The sequence below is a fragment of the Photobacterium sp. ABD4_091 genome (genome assembly GCF_056160145.1).
Window position 1 is genome coordinate 1739855 of record NZ_JBSWWQ010000001.1, and the last position, 17292, is coordinate 1757146.

At 54.2% G+C, this 17292-nt stretch carries 14 protein-coding genes; 9 read left to right on the top strand and 5 right to left on the bottom strand.

Annotated elements, in window-relative coordinates:
• The first annotated feature begins 222 nt into the window (after window positions 1-222).
• Both typA and ACXAGQ_RS08145 read left to right on the top strand, forming a co-directional pair.
• Window positions 223-2052 (top strand): translational GTPase TypA, encoded by a 1830-nt coding sequence (gene typA, locus ACXAGQ_RS08140; protein WP_107300281.1) that lies wholly within the window; start codon window positions 223-225, stop codon window positions 2050-2052.
• A 91-nt stretch (window positions 2053-2143) separates the two neighbouring features.
• Window positions 2144-2680 (top strand): AAA family ATPase, encoded by a 537-nt coding sequence (locus ACXAGQ_RS08145; RefSeq protein ID WP_475253126.1) that lies wholly within the window; start codon window positions 2144-2146, stop codon window positions 2678-2680.
• A gap of 11 nt (window positions 2681-2691) precedes the next feature.
• Here ACXAGQ_RS08145 and ACXAGQ_RS08150 read toward each other — a convergent pair whose 3' ends face one another.
• Window positions 2692-3333 carry a DUF2959 domain-containing protein gene (locus ACXAGQ_RS08150; protein WP_475253128.1) on the bottom strand — a complete coding sequence of 214 codons (642 nt, stop codon included), beginning with the start codon at window positions 3331-3333 and terminating at the stop codon, window positions 2692-2694.
• Window positions 3334-3398: 65 nt separating this feature from the next.
• On the opposite strand from ACXAGQ_RS08150, the gene ACXAGQ_RS08155 reads away from it, so the two are divergent.
• The 3 genes from ACXAGQ_RS08155 to ACXAGQ_RS08165 are packed head-to-tail and all read left to right on the top strand — an operon-like array spanning window position 3399 to window position 5785.
• Entirely contained in the window at window positions 3399-4385 is a 987-nt protein-coding gene (locus ACXAGQ_RS08155) for a virulence factor BrkB family protein (protein ID WP_475254702.1), read from the top strand.
• On the top strand, window positions 4382-4819 hold the full coding sequence (dtd, locus tag ACXAGQ_RS08160) for a D-aminoacyl-tRNA deacylase (protein ID WP_107300278.1): 438 nt from the start codon (window positions 4382-4384) through the stop codon (window positions 4817-4819). The genes ACXAGQ_RS08155 and dtd overlap by 4 nt, the downstream gene beginning before the upstream one ends.
• 45 nt (window positions 4820-4864) lie before the next feature.
• Window positions 4865-5785: a bifunctional GNAT family N-acetyltransferase/hotdog fold thioesterase gene (locus ACXAGQ_RS08165; protein ID WP_475253130.1), complete on the top strand. Its 921-nt coding sequence runs from the start codon at window positions 4865-4867 to the stop codon at window positions 5783-5785.
• Here the strand turns inward: ACXAGQ_RS08165 and ACXAGQ_RS08170 are convergent.
• From ACXAGQ_RS08170 to hslR, 4 genes are all read right to left on the bottom strand, one after another.
• Window positions 5740-7788 (bottom strand): AsmA family protein, encoded by a 2049-nt coding sequence (locus ACXAGQ_RS08170; RefSeq protein ID WP_475253132.1) that lies wholly within the window; start codon window positions 7786-7788, stop codon window positions 5740-5742. The genes ACXAGQ_RS08165 and ACXAGQ_RS08170 overlap by 46 nt on opposite strands.
• A gap of 181 nt (window positions 7789-7969) precedes the next feature.
• Window positions 7970-9601 (bottom strand): phosphoenolpyruvate carboxykinase (ATP), encoded by a 1632-nt coding sequence (gene pckA / locus ACXAGQ_RS08175; protein WP_475253134.1) that lies wholly within the window; start codon window positions 9599-9601, stop codon window positions 7970-7972.
• A gap of 320 nt (window positions 9602-9921) precedes the next feature.
• Window positions 9922-10800 carry an Hsp33 family molecular chaperone HslO gene (hslO, locus tag ACXAGQ_RS08180; RefSeq protein WP_475253136.1) on the bottom strand — a complete coding sequence of 293 codons (879 nt, stop codon included), beginning with the start codon at window positions 10798-10800 and terminating at the stop codon, window positions 9922-9924.
• 95 nt (window positions 10801-10895) lie between these two features.
• Complete coding sequence (gene hslR, locus ACXAGQ_RS08185) at window positions 10896-11306, bottom strand: ribosome-associated heat shock protein Hsp15 (protein ID WP_475253138.1); 411 nt, start codon at window positions 11304-11306, stop codon at window positions 10896-10898.
• 288 nt (window positions 11307-11594) lie between these two features.
• Here hslR and gspC point away from each other — a divergent pair, with 288 nt between their 5' ends.
• Genes gspC through gspF form a run of 4 tightly spaced genes read left to right on the top strand, consistent with a single transcriptional unit; the run spans window position 11595 to window position 17279 of the window.
• Complete coding sequence (gene gspC / locus ACXAGQ_RS08190; protein WP_475253140.1) at window positions 11595-12497, top strand: type II secretion system protein GspC; 903 nt, start codon at window positions 11595-11597, stop codon at window positions 12495-12497.
• 37 nt (window positions 12498-12534) lie between these two features.
• Window positions 12535-14553 carry a type II secretion system secretin GspD gene (gene gspD, locus ACXAGQ_RS08195; protein WP_475253142.1) on the top strand — a complete coding sequence of 673 codons (2019 nt, stop codon included), beginning with the start codon at window positions 12535-12537 and terminating at the stop codon, window positions 14551-14553.
• The gene (gene gspE / locus ACXAGQ_RS08200; protein ID WP_475253144.1) at window positions 14553-16055 is read left to right on the top strand and encodes a type II secretion system ATPase GspE; all 1503 of its coding nucleotides are present in this window, start codon (window positions 14553-14555) and stop codon (window positions 16053-16055) included. The genes gspD and gspE overlap by 1 nt, the downstream gene beginning before the upstream one ends.
• A 3-nt stretch (window positions 16056-16058) precedes the next feature.
• Complete coding sequence (gene gspF / locus ACXAGQ_RS08205) at window positions 16059-17279, top strand: type II secretion system inner membrane protein GspF (protein WP_475253146.1); 1221 nt, start codon at window positions 16059-16061, stop codon at window positions 17277-17279.
• Window positions 17280-17292: the final 13 nt, after the last annotated feature.

The following is a 17292-nucleotide window of genomic DNA, read 5'->3' on the forward strand; positions in this document are numbered from 1 at the left end:
TTGCCCCGGGAGCGAAAAGGTAAGTAATAAAGGGGGGCTGTGCGAGCGGTTTGTGGGTCTGCGGGGCAGGAAAATGCCTGAATAGAGCGGCAAGGAAGAAAAAGGCGGTGATATAAATCACATATTACGTGGGTTTTGGCGTAAAATCTGTTAGATTATGAGCCGTTTTTTTAACCAAGTAGCGCCATCCGGTCGCTGCATGTTCTGAGTGAATGTGAATCCATGTCTAATCCACAGATCGATAAATTAAGAAATATCGCAATTATTGCGCACGTTGACCACGGTAAAACCACCCTGGTTGACAAACTGCTTCAGCAGTCTGGCACGTTAGAGTCTCGCGGTGAAGTTGAAGAACGCGTAATGGATTCCAACGACATCGAAAAAGAGCGTGGTATTACCATTCTTGCCAAGAACACAGCGATTAACTGGAATGATTACCGCATCAACATCGTAGATACTCCAGGACACGCCGACTTCGGTGGTGAGGTTGAGCGTATCATGTCGATGGTTGATTCTGTACTGCTGATTGTTGACGCCGTTGACGGCCCAATGCCTCAGACGCGTTTCGTAACCCAGAAAGCGTTTGCCCACGGCCTTAAGCCAATCGTTGTTATCAACAAGATCGACCGTCCAGGCGCACGCCCTGATTGGGTAATGGATCAGGTATTCGACCTATTTGACAACCTAGGTGCAACTGATGAGCAGCTAGACTTCCAAGTGGTTTACGCATCAGCGCTTAACGGCTGGGCAACCCTGGAAGAAGGCGAGACTGGCGACGACATGGAACCATTGTTCCAAGCTATCGTTGACAACGTAGCGGCACCTAATGTTGACGTTGATGGTTCTCTGCAGATGCAGATCTCTCAGCTTGACTACAGCTCTTACGTAGGTGTTATCGGTGTAGGCCGTGTTACCCGTGGTAGCGTGAAGCCAAACCAGCAAGTGACTGTTGTCGGTGCAGACGGCAAAACCCGCAACGGTAAAGTGGGTACTATCCTTGGCTACCTTGGCCTTGAGCGTCACGAAGTTGAGCAGGCGACTGCCGGCGACATCATTGCAATCACTGGCCTTGGCGAGCTGAAGATTTCTGACACTATCTGTGACGTGAACGCGGTTGAAGCGCTACCTGCTCTGTCTGTTGACGAGCCAACTGTAACCATGACGTTCCAGGTAAACACTTCTCCGTTCGCGGGTAAAGAAGGTAAGTACGTAACTTCACGTAACATCCTTGAGCGCCTGCAGAAGGAATTGGTACACAACGTTGCCCTGCGCGTTGAAGAAACGGAAGACCCGGACAAGTTCCGCGTATCTGGCCGTGGTGAGCTTCACCTGTCTATCCTGATCGAAAACATGCGTCGTGAAGGCTTCGAGCTAGCGGTATCTCGTCCTGAAGTTATCATCAAAGAAGAAGATGGTCAGCTGATGGAACCGTTCGAAACCGTAACTATCGACGTTGTGGAAGAGCACCAGGGCGGTATCATGGAGAACATCGGCCTGCGTAAAGGTGAGCTGACTGACATGGCACCAGACGGTAAAGGCCGTGTACGTATGGACTTCATGATGCCTTCTCGTGGCCTGATTGGTTTCCAGACTGAGTTCATGACCCTGACTTCTGGTTCTGGCCTGATGTACCACACGTTTGACCACTACGGCCCACACAAAGGCGGTACCATCGGTCAGCGTAACAACGGTGTATTGATTGCTAACGCAGCAGGTAAAGCCCTGACTAACGCCCTGTTCAACCTGCAGGAGCGTGGCCGCATGTTCATCGGCCACGGTGTAGAAGTATACGAAGGTATGGTCATCGGTATTCACAGCCGTGACAACGACCTGACGGTTAACGCCCTGAAAGGTAAGCAGCTAACTAACGTTCGTGCATCGGGTACTGATGACGCGCAGGTGCTGACTCCGCCGATCAAGTACACGCTTGAGCAGGCACTGGAGTTCATCGATGATGACGAGCTAGTGGAAGTAACACCTGAAAGCATCCGTATCCGTAAGAAGCTACTTACAGAAACTGATCGTAAGCGTGCAAGCCGCTCAGCAAAATAATTGCTAGCTGTTAGCCGTTAAACCATCCCCCCATCGGTGCTACCATGGGGGGATTGTTGTATCTGAACCCTACAAAAAAAGAAGAACGACTATGCAACCCATCATTATTACCGGGGGACCGGGTGCCGGGAAAACCTCGCTGCTCGATGCCCTGGCTCGGCGCGGGTACATGACTTTCCCCGAAGTGTCCCGCACCTTGATCCGCGAGCAGGCCGCCCTACCTGGCGGTGTGCTGCCCTGGACGGATCTACCGCGCTTTGCCGCACTTTGCCTCGACAGGATGAGCAACCAGCGCGAACAGGCCAGGCGTGGGACCATGCCGGCCTTTGTCGACCGGGCAATCGGTGATATCTGTGCCTATTTGACTATCGGTGGTATCGAAGTGGAAGAGCATTACCAAACCATGGCCAAGGGCTACTTCCCGACGGTCTTTGTTTGCGCGCCGCAGGCCGACATTTATATTCAGGATGAAGAGCGCCCGCACAGCTTTGCCGAAGCTGAGCAGATCCATCAGCAACTTATCGAGACTTACCGCGGGCTGGGCTACGAGGTGGTCGATATTCCGTGGGATGGCATTGAACAGCGGGCCAGTTGGTTGCTGGCCCGGCTTAAACAGGATGAACGATAGCGCCCAGCTGGTTAGCTGCGTTGCAGCTGGGAAATAAAGCGCTCGGACTCGGTAATCGCCGCTTCCATATCGGTGATTGCCCGTTGGATATCGCGCTGCAGTGACTGGAATTCTCCCTGTAGAGAACCGATTGCGGCGGCATTGAGGTTATGCTTTAAGTACAAAGTGTTATCGCGTAGGGTATCGAGTACCGGATCCATTTTCTGCTCGGCACGGTGCATGGCACTGAGCATCCGCTGGTAAGAAGCCTTGGTGCTGTTGAGCTTGGACTCGCTGTCGCGGCGCAATTTGCTGCTGCTGTAGAGCGACAGTTCGTCTTGCCACTCGTCGAACAGGGCGTCGGCGACATCTTCAATCGCAGCGATGCGCTCGCGCACTTTTTCGGCGGCATCATTGCTAGCCTCGTACTGGTCGTTGACTTGGTTATAGGCACTTTCCAGCTCGCCGCCGTCGAATTGGGTGAGTGCTTTGAGGGCATCGAGCGCGCTGGTAAATTGTTGTTGGGCGTCTTGCTGGGCTTCATTGGCGTCCTCGACCCGGTCGACCATGATATCGCGTTTGTGGATGCCGACCTGTTCCATGGCCGAGTAGTAGGCACTTTGGCAACCTGTCAGGGCAGTGAGGCTGAGAAGGAAGGCAAGCAAATAGGGCATAGTTGACTCCGTGTGTCCTAATATGTGAAAAGTGACTGTAAATAAAAGCAATTAATGACATGACTATGGATGACAAAACGATATCTAGCAAGCAGAGCTGGCGACAGAGAGTGCTGAGCGTGGTGGCATTTACCGGGTATGTGCACCACCGGATCGGCCATGACCGCCTGACTGTGACGGCGGGCTCGATGGCCTATGTCACCCTGTTGTCACTGGTGCCGCTGATCACCGTGGTCCTGTCGGCGCTGTCTTCCTTCCCCGTTTTCGCCGGGCTGGGCGAGCTGCTGCAAAATTTCGTGATTGAGAATTTCGTCCCGGCAGCGGGCGAGGTGGTCAAGCAGTACCTCAATGAGTTTGTGGCCAATGCCGGCAAGATGACGGCGGTGGGCGTGGCTGCTTTGTTCGTGGTGGCGATGATGCTGATCTCGTCTATCGACAAGTCACTCAACTATATCTGGCGGGTGCATGAAAAGCGCCGGCCGGTGATTTCGTTTTCGATCTACTGGATGGTATTGACCCTCGGCCCGATCTTGGTTGGCTCGAGTATTGCGGTTAGCTCTTATCTGGGGTCGCTCAACTTGCTGGGCAGCGAGGCGGTCAACGGCCTGCTGCAGCGCTCCTTGCGCTGGCTGCCGGTGGTGATGTCGAGTACGGCTTTCCTCGTGCTTTACCTGCTGGTGCCCAATACCAAGGTACGCTTCCGCCATGCCTTGGTCGGGGCGGTGATAGCCAGTATCCTATTTGAGCTGAGCAAGAAGGGCTTTGCCCTCTATATTACCAATTTCCCCTCTTACCAGGTGATTTACGGTGCCCTGGCTGTGGTGCCGATTTTATTTGTCTGGGTGTACCTGTGTTGGTGTATTGTCTTGTTCGGCGCGGAGATCACCGCCAGCCTGGGCGAGAAGACCCACTGGCACCCCGAAGCCAAAGGGTGGCAAACGACAGTGCCAACCCAGGCAGAACTGTCAGAGATACAGCAGGCCGACAGGCTAAAGGCAGAGCCTCAACGTACTGACTTAAAAGAAACAATAGACAAAGGTAACAACGAATGATTGCACTGATCCAACGGGTAAGCGAAGCGAGTGTAACGGTAGATGGCCAGGTGACTGGCGCTATCGGCAAAGGCTTGCTGGTACTGCTTGGCGTCGAAAAAGGTGATGATGAAGCCAAGGCCAAGCGCCTGCGCGAAAAAGTGCTAGGCTATCGGGTGTTTGAGGATGAAGAGGGCAAGATGAACCTCAACGTCCAGCAAGCCGGTGGCAGTGTATTGGTGGTATCGCAATTTACCCTAGCTGCCGAAACCAAGAAAGGCATGCGCCCGGGCTTTTCCAATGGTGCGGCACCGCAAGATGCCGAGCGCATGTATGAATATTTTGTTGATTGCTGCAAGGAAACAGGGATCAAGACGGAGACGGGCATCTTTGCTGCCGATATGAAAGTAGCATTGCTCAACGATGGCCCGGTAACCTTCTGGTTGCAGGTATAATATCTATAAGGCACCTTTGCCTCAGGAACGCTGGAGAAGGATTTCATGTTTCGACTTGTCACCCCCAAAACCGAAGAAGAGCTGGCTAGTTACTATGACTTTCGCTGGCAGATGCTTCGTGAGCCCTGGCACATGCCGGTGGGCTCCGAGCGCGATGCCTATGATGATTTGAGTAGCCACCGGATGATTGTCAGCGACCACGGCAAGACCATAGCCATTGGCCGGCTGTACATGACCCCGGATAACGATGGCCAGATCCGCTACATGGCGGTTCACCCGGATCACCGCCACCAGGGGATGGGGGCGATTGTGCTGATGGCGTTGGAGTCACTGGCCCGCGAGGAAGGGGCGAAGCGGTTGGTGTGTAATGCCCGTGAGGATGCGATCCCATTTTACTTGCGCAGTGGCTTCACCAATCAGGGGGAGCTGAGCGAGGAGAAAGGGCCGGTACGGCACCAGCAGATGCTCAAGCACCTTGACCCGCTTACCGAAGTGGTACGCCACCCGGACTGGTGCCAGGAGCTGCAGGAGCTGTGGCAGTCGCAAATCCCGATCAGTGAGCGCATGGGCGTGAAGATCAGCCAGTACACCGGCTACCGGTTTGAAGTCAGCGCCCTGATCAACGCCAATCTCAATACCAAAGCCAATATGTTTGCCGGCAGTATCTTCACCATGGCGACACTAGCTGGCTGGGGCTTTGTCTGGATGCTGCTCAAGGAGCGCAAGTACAAGGCCGATATCGTGCTGGTCGATAGCCATATCCGCTACCGCTCTCCGGTCAAGGAGCGACCGCGCGCAGTGGTCACGGTAGAAGATCTCGAGGGCGATGTGGAGCGGCTGGCGAGCAACCGCAAGGGACGGGCTATCGTCAAGGTTAACGTCTACAGCGGGGACGAGCTGGCCTCGACCTTTACGGGTACTTATATGCTGCTGCCGTCGCAGAGCGAGCCGGATACCGTTTGCTGACCCTCCTGCCAGCGCCTGCTCAGGTGCTGGCAGCCTAACTTCGCCTCCAGTTGCATCTGCTGCCCGGCTGGGGAGGCCATATCCCATTGCCCCTTCAAGACGGCATTGATCTCTTTGCCAGTAATACTGAGCGGTGCCACCGTGATCCGCCCCCGGTCACTGGTGACTTTAAGTGGTGTGATTGCCAATGGCGTAGCCTCGGGCGCTGCTGTTGCCTCGCTGGTTATTGTCTCACTGGCTGCTGTTTCAAGGGGGTTGGTCTCACTGGTTGTGGTCTCAGTAGCTATCGCCTCACTCTGAGGCGCGCTCTGCCAGGCGGCGAATAATGCCTGGCTGCCGTGCTCGACTTCACTATCACGGAAGGTGGCACGCAGCTCGCCGTTAAGGCTATGGGCCAGGCTGGTATAGTTCTGGCCGAGCCCCTGGATAGCCGCAGTCATATCGATACGGCCGCTGGCAGGCCAGGGCACCGATAGCCATTGCGGTATAACGCTGGCAGGCAGGCTATCCCCCTGCAGTGCAGCCTGCCACGGCAGCCCTTCCTTGCCCAGGTCGATTTGCCCCGTCGCTTCTAGCAATCCATCTTTGAACGGTAGGAAAGCTTGGTTCAATTGCCATTGGCCTTGTTCGCTGGCCATCTTAATGAGCGGCTCAAATAAGTCGACAGTATTGAAGCTCACTTGCCTGGCGGTTGCCGTTATATCGCCCTGCCACAGGCTGGGATACGGCTGCTGGCGGAGCTGAAGGTTACGGCCATTGACGTTGAGCCCGTTGATAAACCAAGGGATATCACTGTCAGCTGCAGTCAGCTGGGCATAGCCGATATCCAGCGAATCTATTTGTATCTCTTTGTAGGACGAGATTGCTTTTGCCAGCTGCACAGCCCAATCGGCAGGCAGGAACCACTTTATCCCCTTGCTGGTGAGGCTGCTGAGCTGCAGGGTGTCAGGGGTGAGTTGCCCCTCTGCGCGCCAGTAACCTTCGAGCGCCTGCACGGAGGCTCCCTTAAGGGTAATCAGCTCAGAGGTGAAGTTGATATCCAGCAGGGGATCGGTAAAGGGCTGCTGGTGCCAGTTACCGCTTTCGGCATTGAAAGAAAGCCAGGCGCCATGCTGGGAAAATGGCTTGGCTGGCCAGTGCCAGTCGGTCAGCGACAGGTTGGCATGGTTGAGGCCAAAAGAGGGGAGCTCGATGCTGCTGTCGAGGATATCTACCCGCTTGACGCTGGCTTGCCAGTGCCCAGCAGCCAGCGTTTCTGCCTGCTGCTGGAGGTAGTCAGCGAGCAGCTTGTCTTGCACCTGCAGGCCGGACAGGGTGAGCTGGTGGATCGTGACCAGATGGCTGTCCATGGCAATCTCGAGCTGGCCATTGACGCTGCCATGCTGCCACTCGAACGAAAAGCCATTGAGCGTCCACTGGTTGTTGGTGTAATTGCCGTCCAGCAGTAGCTGCTGGCCTTGCCACTGTTCCCATTGGGCACTGTCGGCGGCGAGCTGGAAACTACCTGCAAACTGTTGCCACCAAGGAGCCGGGTCGCTCGGTTGATAGTGCCAACTGTCGAGCTGGAGCTCTCCCTGCTCGAGGGCAAGCTGCCCGGTGCGCAGGTTCAACCGGCTGATTGCGAGGCGCTGGCTGCGGATCTCCGGCAGCGCCAGGTTGGATACCGTGGATGCCGGAACTACCGGCGCGTCTACCAATAGGCTGTCAAACTGCCACCGCCACATGGGCAGGGAGCTAGGGTTTAACCAAACGGATAACCGGTTGGCGGTGATTGGCTGTTCGCTGTTATGGACGTTAAGCGCTGGGCGCTCGAGGGTAAGGTGCCACGGATCACTGATATGGTAGCTGACGTCATCAAGCAATAAGCGGTGGGGGGTCAGTTGGTTGACGGCCTGGGTGAGCAGGGGGGCGGCATATTGGGTATGCAGCAAGGCTAGGATGATGGTGGCTCCCAGCGCACCAAGCACAACCAAGGTGGCGATGATCTTCCCGATAAAACGCATTATAGCTCCCTGCATCTGACAACTCCCAGTCAATCGCCTCAAGTACAACGGCACCTGTTGCAATGATTATTAGGCGGCAATTTTATTGTACCTGCAAGTACTGGGCAGGGATTTTGGCGTTGATTTAACGAAAAAGCCCCTCACAAGAGGGGCTTAGTGACTAGCAGTTAGCTGCTGGCTATTAGTCTAGCTGTGGGCCTGCAGCAACCAGAGAGGCACCTTCGGTATTGTCGGTGTACTTCTCGAAGTTGTTGATAAAGCGCTCAGCCAAGTCTTTCGCCTTGCTTTCCCACTGCAGTGGGTCAGTGTAGGTATCGCGAGGGTCAAGGATTTCTGGGTCAACATGCGGTAGCGATGTTGGGACTTCCAGGTTGAAGATTGGGATATTCTTCGTTTCTGTGTTCTCGATAGAGCCATCTAGGATAGCGTCGATGATGGCACGGGTATCCTGGATAGAGATACGCTTGCCAGAGCCGTTCCAGCCAGTGTTGACTAGGTAAGCTTCGGCACCCGCTGCTTCCATGCGCTTAACCAGAACTTCAGCGTACTTGGTTGGGTGCAGGGTCAGGAACGCATTGCCGAAACAGGCCGAGAAAGTCGGCGTTGGCTCGGTGATGCCACGCTCGGTACCGGCTAGTTTGGCTGTGAAGCCAGACAGGAAGTGGTACTTGGTCTGCTCAGGTGTCAGCTTGGACACAGGAGGCAATACACCGAAGGCATCAGCCGATAGGAAGATAACCTTGTTGGCATGGCCGCCCTTGGAGATTGGCTTAACAATGTTTTCAATGTGGTAGATCGGGTAGGAAACACGGGTGTTTTCTGTTTTCGAACCGTCATCGAAGTCGATCGCACCATCGCTGCGGACCGTTACGTTTTCTAGCAGTGCATCACGGCGGATTGCATTGTAGATGTCTGGCTCAGCTTCTTTCGACAGGTTGATGGTTTTCGCGTAGCAACCGCCTTCGAAGTTGAATACGCCGTTATCATCCCAGCCGTGCTCGTCATCACCGATCAGGGCGCGCTTCGGATCGGTCGACAGAGTCGTTTTACCTGTGCCGGATAGGCCGAAGAACACCGCCACATCACCGTTCTCACCCATGTTGGCAGAACAGTGCATCGATGCGATATCACGAAGCGGCAGGAAGTAGTTCATCATCGCGAACATACCCTTCTTCATTTCGCCGCCGTACCATGTACCGCCGATCAGCTGCATTTTCTCAGTCAGGTTGAACACCGTGAAGTTTTCGGAGTTCATTTCATGCTCTTTCCACTTCTCGTTGGTGCACTTGGCACCGTTCATGACCACGAAATCAGGCTCGAAAGTTTGCAGCTCTTCTTCCGTAGGGCGGATGAACATGTTTTTCACGAAGTGTGCCTGCCAAGCAACTTCAGTGATGATACGGATACATAGGCGGGTATCTGGGTTGGTACCGCAGAATCCGTCAATTACAAACAGGCGCTTGCCTGAAAGCTGGCCTGTCACAAGCTGTTTCAGATCGTTCCACGCTTCAACACCAATGCTCTTATTATCGTTTTTGCCTTGGTCTGCCCACCACATGGTATCGCGGGTGGTGTCATCTTTGACGATGAACTTATCTTTCGGGGAACGGCCAGTGAAAATTCCGGTATCGACAGCGACGGCACCCAACTCGGTAACGATACCTTTTTCGTATCCTTCCAGGCCTGGCTTGGTCTCTTCTTCGAACAGAACTTCGTAGCTCGGATTGCGAACAATCTCCGCAACATTAGCGATACCGTATTGAGACAAATCTAATTCTTTTGCAACCTTTTTTTCGACGTTCATGACAGTCATAGGTGCTCCTTGGGTAAGATGTTGTTTAACTGTTGACCATGCTAGCAACCCTAAAGGGGTAATTCAGGGAGGTTTATCAAAAAATAACCATTAAAAAGTTAAGGTTAAGTAAAATCCTTTAATTAATTGTAGGTGGTGATTTTACCGTGGTGTGAAGTGATTTTTCCAGCCCTTGAGTTTTAATATTTTTCTTGAAAAAAGCGACACTTAGAGTGTTGCTTGATTACAAAATAACCAGCAAAACTGTGCTCTGGGTAAAAAAAAAGCCGGACATCGTCCGGCTTTTGTAATTCAATTTCAGGCTTTATTAAAAGGAATAATTAATGCACCTGGTTGCTGTTGTTCGTCGCTGCTTGTTCGAACAGGGCTGCGACATCAATGCTATCGAAATCATAGCTGGTGCCACAGTAGTCGCAATGCAGGGAAACCTTGCCTTCCTCTGCTACAATACGCTCAACTTCGGCACGCTCGATAGAGCTGATAGCCGAGGCACTGCGCTCGCGCGAACAGCCACACTGGAAGATCACTTCCTGCGGGTCAAATAGCTTGACGGTTTCCTGGTGGTACAGGCGGTACAGGACATCCTGTGCTTCCAGGCTGAACAGCTCTTCGTTTTTCACGGTTTCCGTCAGCTGCTCAAGGTGCTCGAAATCACCTTCGTGGCCCTGGCCGTCCGGTAGGATCTGCAGCAGCATGCCAGCCGCTTTGGCTTGGCCTTCGTGCTCGCCGGTGCGTAGCCAGATACGGGTTTTCAGCTGCTCTGAGTTCTCGAAGTAACCTTCAAGGCAAGCTGCAAGGCTGTCGCCCTCAAGGCCAACTACGCCCTGGTAGCGTTCGCCCTTGGTCGGGGTAATGGTGATCACCATGTGGCCCTTGCCCATCAGGTCATGGATATTGCCTTCGGCAGGGACATCACCGTCCCAGCGGGCTACACCGCGTAGTTTCTGGTCATGGTCGCCATTGATCACTGCCAGCTTCACCGGGCCATCGCCTTGCAGCTGGACAGTGATAGAACCTTCGAACTTCAGCGTGGCGGTCAGCAGGCTCGTTGCAACCAGCAGTTCACCCAACAGGGTCTGGACTGGGGCTGGGTATTCCTTGCTGGAAATGATCTGTTGGTAGGTATCGCCCAACTGAACCAGTTCACCACGTACGGATACACCGTCAAACAGGTAACGGTATAGACTATCTTTTGTCATTAGCTTGATTTCTCCAGCAGGTATCTAATTGACCAATTTTTGGTATTTCACGTCAACATAACGAAACTTTTCTGCGCTACACTGATCTAATACCGTTATTCGGAATGACTTTTAAACTTAATTATATCGCGACGCTGCTTTTTATCAGGGCGCTTTTCGGGGCTCGGGCTGCCGTGGGCATGGAGGCGACGCATTTTTGCATGCTCTTCGCGCTTCTTGGCGCTCTCTTCAGTCTCCCGATACAGAGTTTGTGCTTCAGGTGCACCGCGGCGGGTGTCTGACAGTTTCTCTATAATAATAGTTTTTTCGTCATTGCCTTGGCGTAAACGGATCTCAGCACCGACTTCTACCAGTTTGCTTGGCTTGGAGCGCTGGCCGTTGTACTGCACCTTGCCGCCATCGACCATGGTTCGGGCAATTGAACGGGTTTTGTAAAAGCGTGCCGCCCATAGCCACTTATCAAGACGGACCTGAACGTTGTCAGGATGTGCTGTTTGTTGGCCCACAGTATGCTCCTTAACCCGAAAGGGCGCTAAAAGTACCACATTGCCGACAGAGCGTCAGCAGGCATCGAGAGTTTATAAATGGTGATATAGGATCGGGATTTCAACAGTAAAATGGGAATAAATCACAGAAAATAGCTAGTCTATTGATAGTATGAGAAACTTTTCTCTACCTATCTTTGATAAACTATTACAGAAAATTGAAAGGTTACAGAAAGAAGTAATACGTTTTGATATTACATTTTGGTATAACGCGCTAGTTTTTTATTTCCGCAGGATGATGGATTTTTCATGGTAACAGCAAACTGGTTAGGGAGCTTGCAAGCGAAAAGCAAGATCTCAATCTCTTCATTGACCCGCTTCCTGACTTGGGGGCTGGTGGTGATGCTCGCCTGGGTCATTGGCCGTATGGTGTGGTTGGCCCTGCAACCAACCCCGGCTCCAGCATCCTGGCAGGCATCGGCTGTGGCTGTCTCGTCCAATGTGGGCAATGACCGTGGTGAAATTGCCAAGGTGCTGAACATGAACATGTTTGGCCGCTTCCAGCAAAATGCGCCAGTGGTCGAGCGCAAGCAGCCAGTGAAGCAGGATGCGCCGCAAACCCGCCTTAACTTGACCTTGGTTGGCTTGGTCGCCAGCTCCAACCCGCAAACCGCACTGGCCGTAATCACGCACCGTGGCAAGCAAAACACTTACGGCCTTAACGAGGCCATTGAGGGCACCCGCGCCACCTTGCAGGCCGTCTACCCTGACCGGGTGATTATTCGCAATAGCGGCCGGGATGAAACCCTGATGCTTGATGGTGTGGACTTCAGCAAAGCCTCGCAAACGACAGCAAGGCCCCGCCAGCCAGAGCCGCGTCAAGCCGAGCCGGCTGAGCCAACGTCGGACCTGAGCCGAATCAAGCAGGAAATCCTGGAAAAGCCGCAAACCTTATTTAGCTATATTCGCCTGTCCCAGGTTAAACGGGATGGCGAGTTGGTGGGATACCGGGTTAACCCTGGTAAAGAGCGGGCGTTGTTCGACGCCGTGGGCCTGAAGGCCAATGACTTGGCCGTGAGTCTCAACGGCAATGATCTGACCGATGCTGCTGTGATGGCGAAACTGTGGACCGAACTGTCGAGTGCCACTGATTTCACTTTGACCGTCGAGCGCGAGGGTCAGCTACACGATATTTATATTGAGCTGCAATAGTAGCCAAAGCGAACATGCGATAGCGCAGGAGTTTTTTGTGAAAAAATGGATGGGTAAAAGTGCCCTCTGGTTATTAGGCAGCTTGATGTGCAGCTCTGCATTTGCCAGCGAGTTTAGTGCCAGCTTTAAAGGAACAGACATTCAGGAATTTATCAACATTGTTGGTCGTAACCTGCAGAAAACCATCATCGTGGATCCGGCGGTGCGTGGTCAGGTCAATGTTCGCAGTTATGATTTGCTCAACGATGAGCAGTATTACCAGTTTTTCCTCAATGTGCTCGAAGTCTACGGTTTTGCTGTCGTTGAGATGGACAACGGCGTACTGAAGGTTGTCCGAGACAAAGACGCCAAGATCTCGGCCATCCCTGTGGTTGGTGACAACAGCAATATCACTGGCGACCAGGTTGTGACCCGCGTGATTGCGGTGCGCAATGTATCGGTCCGTGAACTGTCCCCTTTGCTGCGCCAGCTTAACGATAATGCCGGTGCCGGTAACGTGGTGCACTATGACCCAGCCAACATCATTATGATCACAGGCCGTGCTGCTACAGTAAACCGCTTGGCGGAGATTATCGAGCGTGTTGACCGTGCCGGCGACAAAGAAATCGATGTGGTTGAGCTGCGCAATGCCTCGGCAGCGGAAATGGTCCGCATTGTCGAAGCGCTGAACAAGACCGCGGATGCCAAATCGACTCCAGAATTCTTGCAACCTAAGTTGGTGGCGGATGACCGTACTAACTCGGTGCTGCTGTCGGGCGACCCGCAGGTGCGTGACCGTCTGCGCCGTCTGATCCGCCAGCTCGATGTCGAGATGGCCTCCTCTGGCAACAACCGGGTGGTATACCTGAAATATGCCAATGCTGAGGATATGGTGGATGTGCTTAAAGGGGTGTCCGATAATCTGCAGGCAGAAAAGCAAGGCAATGCCAAAGCCACATCAAGCAGCAATTCCCAAGTGATGATTTCGGCCCACGTCGATACCAATTCGCTGATCTTGACTGCGCCGCCAGATATCATGCGCGCGCTGGAAAATATCATTGCCCAGCTTGATATCCGTCGTGCCCAGGTGCTGATTGAAGCGATGATTGTCGAGCTTGCCGAGGGTGACGGTGTGAACTTTGGTGTCCAGTGGGGTACCACAGACGGCGGGGTGATCCAGTTCGGTAACTCCGGCGTGCCGATTTCCCAGTATGCGATTGGCCTGGAAGAGGCGCAAAGCTCAACCCGAACCGAAACCTACCTTGATGCCAATGGTATCGAGCAGACCCGTACTATCGAGGAAGATGGTGATTTCAGTACCCTGGCCTCTGTATTGGGCGGGGTGAATGGTGCTGCATTGGGTATCGTGATGGGCGACTGGACCATGCTGGTCAATGCTGTTGCCTCGGATCGAAACTCCAATATCCTGTCATCGCCAAGTATTACCGTGATGGATAATGGCGAAGCCTCGTTCATCGTCGGTGAGGAAGTCCCTGTTGTGACTGGCTCGACCTCGAGCTCTAACAACGACAACCCATTCCAGACCGTCGAGCGTAAGGAAGTGGGTATCAAGCTGAACGTGACCCCGCAAATTAACGAGGGGGACTCGGTCCAGCTCAAAATCGAGCAGGAAGTTTCCAACGTTCTTGGTGCCGATGGTGCAGTCGATGTCCGTTTCTCAAAACGCCAGCTGACCACCAATGTCCTGATCCAGGACGGCCAGATGCTGGCTCTGGGTGGTTTGATCCAGGAGCAGACCAACGAAAGCGAGCAGAAAATCCCAATCCTGGGTGATATCCCGGTACTTGGCCACCTGTTCAAATCGACCAACACCACCACAGGCAAGACCAACCTGATGGTCTTCATCAAGCCGACCATTATCCGCGATGGGGTGACGGCGGACGGTATTACCCAGCGCAAGTACAATTACATCCGTGCCGAGCAGCTATTCAAGGCGGACCAGGGCTTGCGCCTGATGCCGAACACGGAAACCCCGGTACTGCCGAAATACGGTGAAGATATCTCGTTGCCGCCAGAAGTACGTGCCTTTGTTGCCCAGCTGGAGAACGATCAGTAATGCATGATGTTAGCCAGGAGCAGGATAAGCAGCCGCTGTTCCGGCTGCCTTTCTCTTTTGCCAAGCGCCACCGGGTGGTGCTGGAGGCATTGGATCAGGACGTTGCGCTTTACTATAGCGGCCAGCTGTCTGGTTCGGTGCTGGCCGAAGTCCGCCGGGTGGCCGGGGGCAGCTTTGTTCCCCATGCCCTGGAAGACAAGGCATTCGAGCTTAAGCTGACCGAAGCCTACCAGCGTGACTCATCTGAAGCCCGCCAGCTGATGGAAGACCTAGGCTCTGACAGCGATGACTTCTTCTCGCTGGCTGAAGAGCTGCCGGAAACCGAAGATTTGCTGGAGTCGGAGGACGACGCGCCGATCATCAAGCTGATCAATGCGATGTTGGCCGAAGCGATCAAAGAGGCGGCATCGGATATCCATATCGAAACCTTCGAGAAAGTGCTGTCGATCCGTTTCCGGGTCGATGGTGTCTTGCGCGAGGTATTGCAGCCGAGCCGTAAACTGTCACCGCTGTTGGTTTCGCGTATCAAGGTTATGGCACGGCTGGATATTGCCGAGAAGCGGGTTCCGCAAGATGGCCGTATCTCGTTGCGTATCGGTGGCCGTGCCGTCGATGTGCGTGTATCGACCATGCCGTCTTCCCATGGTGAGCGGGTAGTATTGCGTCTGCTTGACAAGAATGCGACCCGGCTGGATCTCTACAGCTTGGGGATGACCGAAGCCAACCATGCCAACTTCCGCCATATCATCGAGCGCCCGCACGGTATTATCCTGGTAACCGGCCCGACCGGTTCGGGTAAGTCGACCACCTTGTATGCCGGCCTGCAGGAACTCAATGGTAAAGAGCGCAATATCCTCACCGTAGAAGACCCGATCGAATTTGATATCGACGGCATCGGCCAGACCCAGGTCAACCCGAAGGTGGACATGACCTTCGCCCGTGGCCTGCGGGCTATCCTGCGTCAGGATCCGGATGTGGTGATGGTCGGTGAGATCCGTGACCACGAAACCGCCTCGATTGCGGTACAGGCGTCGCTGACCGGTCACATGGTAATGTCGACCCTGCACACCAATACTGCGGTTGGTGCCATTACGCGTTTACGCGATATGGGCATCGAGCCCTTCCTGGTTTCATCGTCATTGCTTGGCGTACTGGCCCAGCGCCTGGTTCGGACCCTGTGCCCGACCTGCCGTGAGCCGTATGAAGCGGATACCGAGCAGAAGAAATTGTTTGGCGTTTCGGCAGATGAAAGCCTGACCCTCTACCATGCCAAGGGCTGTGAAGCCTGTAACAACAAGGGCTATCGCGGTCGAACCGGTATCCACGAGTTGCTGATGATTGATGACCAGGTGCAGGAGCTGATCCATGGCGAGGCTGGCGAAATGGCGATTGAAAAAGCGATTCGTGCCCATACCCCGAGTATTCGCGATGATGGCCTGGCCAAGGTCAAGGCCGGTATCACTACCCTTGAGGAAGTGATGCGGGTGACCAAGGAGGGGTAACTGATGGCGGCGTTTGAATACAAAGCCCTGGATACCAAGGGACGCCAGAAAAAAGGCGTTCTTGAAGGAGATACCGCCAGGCAGATCCGTCAGCAGCTGCGCGAGCAGGGTATGATCCCGGTCGAGGTAGTGCAGACCCACGAGCGCGAGAAGAAAAAAGCCAGCGGCGGTTTTCAGCTGCGCCGCGGGATCAGCACCACGGAGCTGTCCCTCATTACCCGCCAGCTAGCGACCTTGGTTCAGGCGTCGATGCCGCTTGAGGAATGCCTCAAGGCGGTGGCGGAGCAGAGCGAAAAGCCACGCCTGAAGAACATGCTGTTGGGTGTGCGTTCACGGGTGGTGGAAGGTTATACCCTGTCTGACTCACTAGCGGAATACCCACATATTTTTGACCAGTTGTTCCGCGCCATGGTGGCAGCCGGTGAGAAATCCGGCCACCTGGATACGGTACTTAACCGCCTGGCGGACTACACCGAGAATCGCCAGAAAATGCGCAGTAAGCTGCAGCAGGCGATGATCTACCCGACCATGCTGACCTTGATTGCGATTGCCGTGGTGGCCTTCCTGCTAGCGACGGTCGTACCGAAGATTGTCGACCAGTTCGTCCAGATGGGGCAGCAACTGCCGACTATTACCGAAATCCTGCTTGCTGCCAGTGACTTTGTCCAAAACTGGGGGCTGGTGGTGCTGCTAGTGATAGCAGCCTTGTTCATGCTGGTGAAGGTGGCTCTCAGGCGCCCTGACTTCCGGCTGAAGTGGGACCGCTGGGTCATGCGCCTGCCGGTGATTGGCAAAGTTGCCCGTGGCCTGAGTACGTCACGCTTTGCCCGCACCCTGTCTATTTGTACCTCGAGTGCCATACCTCTGCTGGAAGGCATGAAGGTGGCCTCGGATGTTATGACCAATACCTGGGTCAACCAGCAGATCCGCGAGGCGGCGGACAAGGTCCGTGAAGGCTCTAGCCTGCGGGTCTCGCTCGAGCAAACCAAACTCTTCCCGCCGATGATGCTGCACATGATCGCCAGTGGCGAGCGCAGCGGCGAGCTCGAACAGATGCTTACCCGGGCTGCCGATAACCAGGATCGGGACTTCGAGTCCTTGGTCAATATGGCTCTCGGGATTTTTGAACCCTTATTGATCGTCGCGATGGCTGGCATCGTGATGTTTATCGTTATTGCTACCCTTATGCCGATCATTGCTTTGAACAACATGGTCGGAATGTAATTTTTGGAGGTTT

What these genes read in the sequence shown, in the direction of transcription:
- typA (WP_107300281.1), top strand. Translation starts at nt 223, where the DNA reads ATGTCTAATCCACAGATCGATAAATTAAGAAATATCGCAATTATTGCG.
- ACXAGQ_RS08145 (WP_475253126.1), top strand. Translation starts at nt 2,144, where the DNA reads ATGCAACCCATCATTATTACCGGGGGACCGGGTGCCGGGAAAACCTCG.
- ACXAGQ_RS08150 (WP_475253128.1), bottom strand. Translation starts at nt 3,333, where the DNA reads ATGCCCTATTTGCTTGCCTTCCTTCTCAGCCTCACTGCCCTGACAGGT.
- ACXAGQ_RS08155 (WP_475254702.1), top strand. Translation starts at nt 3,399, where the DNA reads ATGGATGACAAAACGATATCTAGCAAGCAGAGCTGGCGACAGAGAGTG.
- dtd (WP_107300278.1), top strand. Translation starts at nt 4,382, where the DNA reads ATGATTGCACTGATCCAACGGGTAAGCGAAGCGAGTGTAACGGTAGAT.
- ACXAGQ_RS08165 (WP_475253130.1), top strand. Translation starts at nt 4,865, where the DNA reads ATGTTTCGACTTGTCACCCCCAAAACCGAAGAAGAGCTGGCTAGTTAC.
- ACXAGQ_RS08170 (WP_475253132.1), bottom strand. Translation starts at nt 7,788, where the DNA reads ATGCGTTTTATCGGGAAGATCATCGCCACCTTGGTTGTGCTTGGTGCG.
- pckA (WP_475253134.1), bottom strand. Translation starts at nt 9,601, where the DNA reads ATGACTGTCATGAACGTCGAAAAAAAGGTTGCAAAAGAATTAGATTTG.
- hslO (WP_475253136.1), bottom strand. Translation starts at nt 10,800, where the DNA reads ATGACAAAAGATAGTCTATACCGTTACCTGTTTGACGGTGTATCCGTA.
- gspC (WP_475253140.1), top strand. Translation starts at nt 11,595, where the DNA reads ATGGTAACAGCAAACTGGTTAGGGAGCTTGCAAGCGAAAAGCAAGATC.
- gspE (WP_475253144.1), top strand. Translation starts at nt 14,553, where the DNA reads ATGCATGATGTTAGCCAGGAGCAGGATAAGCAGCCGCTGTTCCGGCTG.
- gspF (WP_475253146.1), top strand. Translation starts at nt 16,059, where the DNA reads ATGGCGGCGTTTGAATACAAAGCCCTGGATACCAAGGGACGCCAGAAA.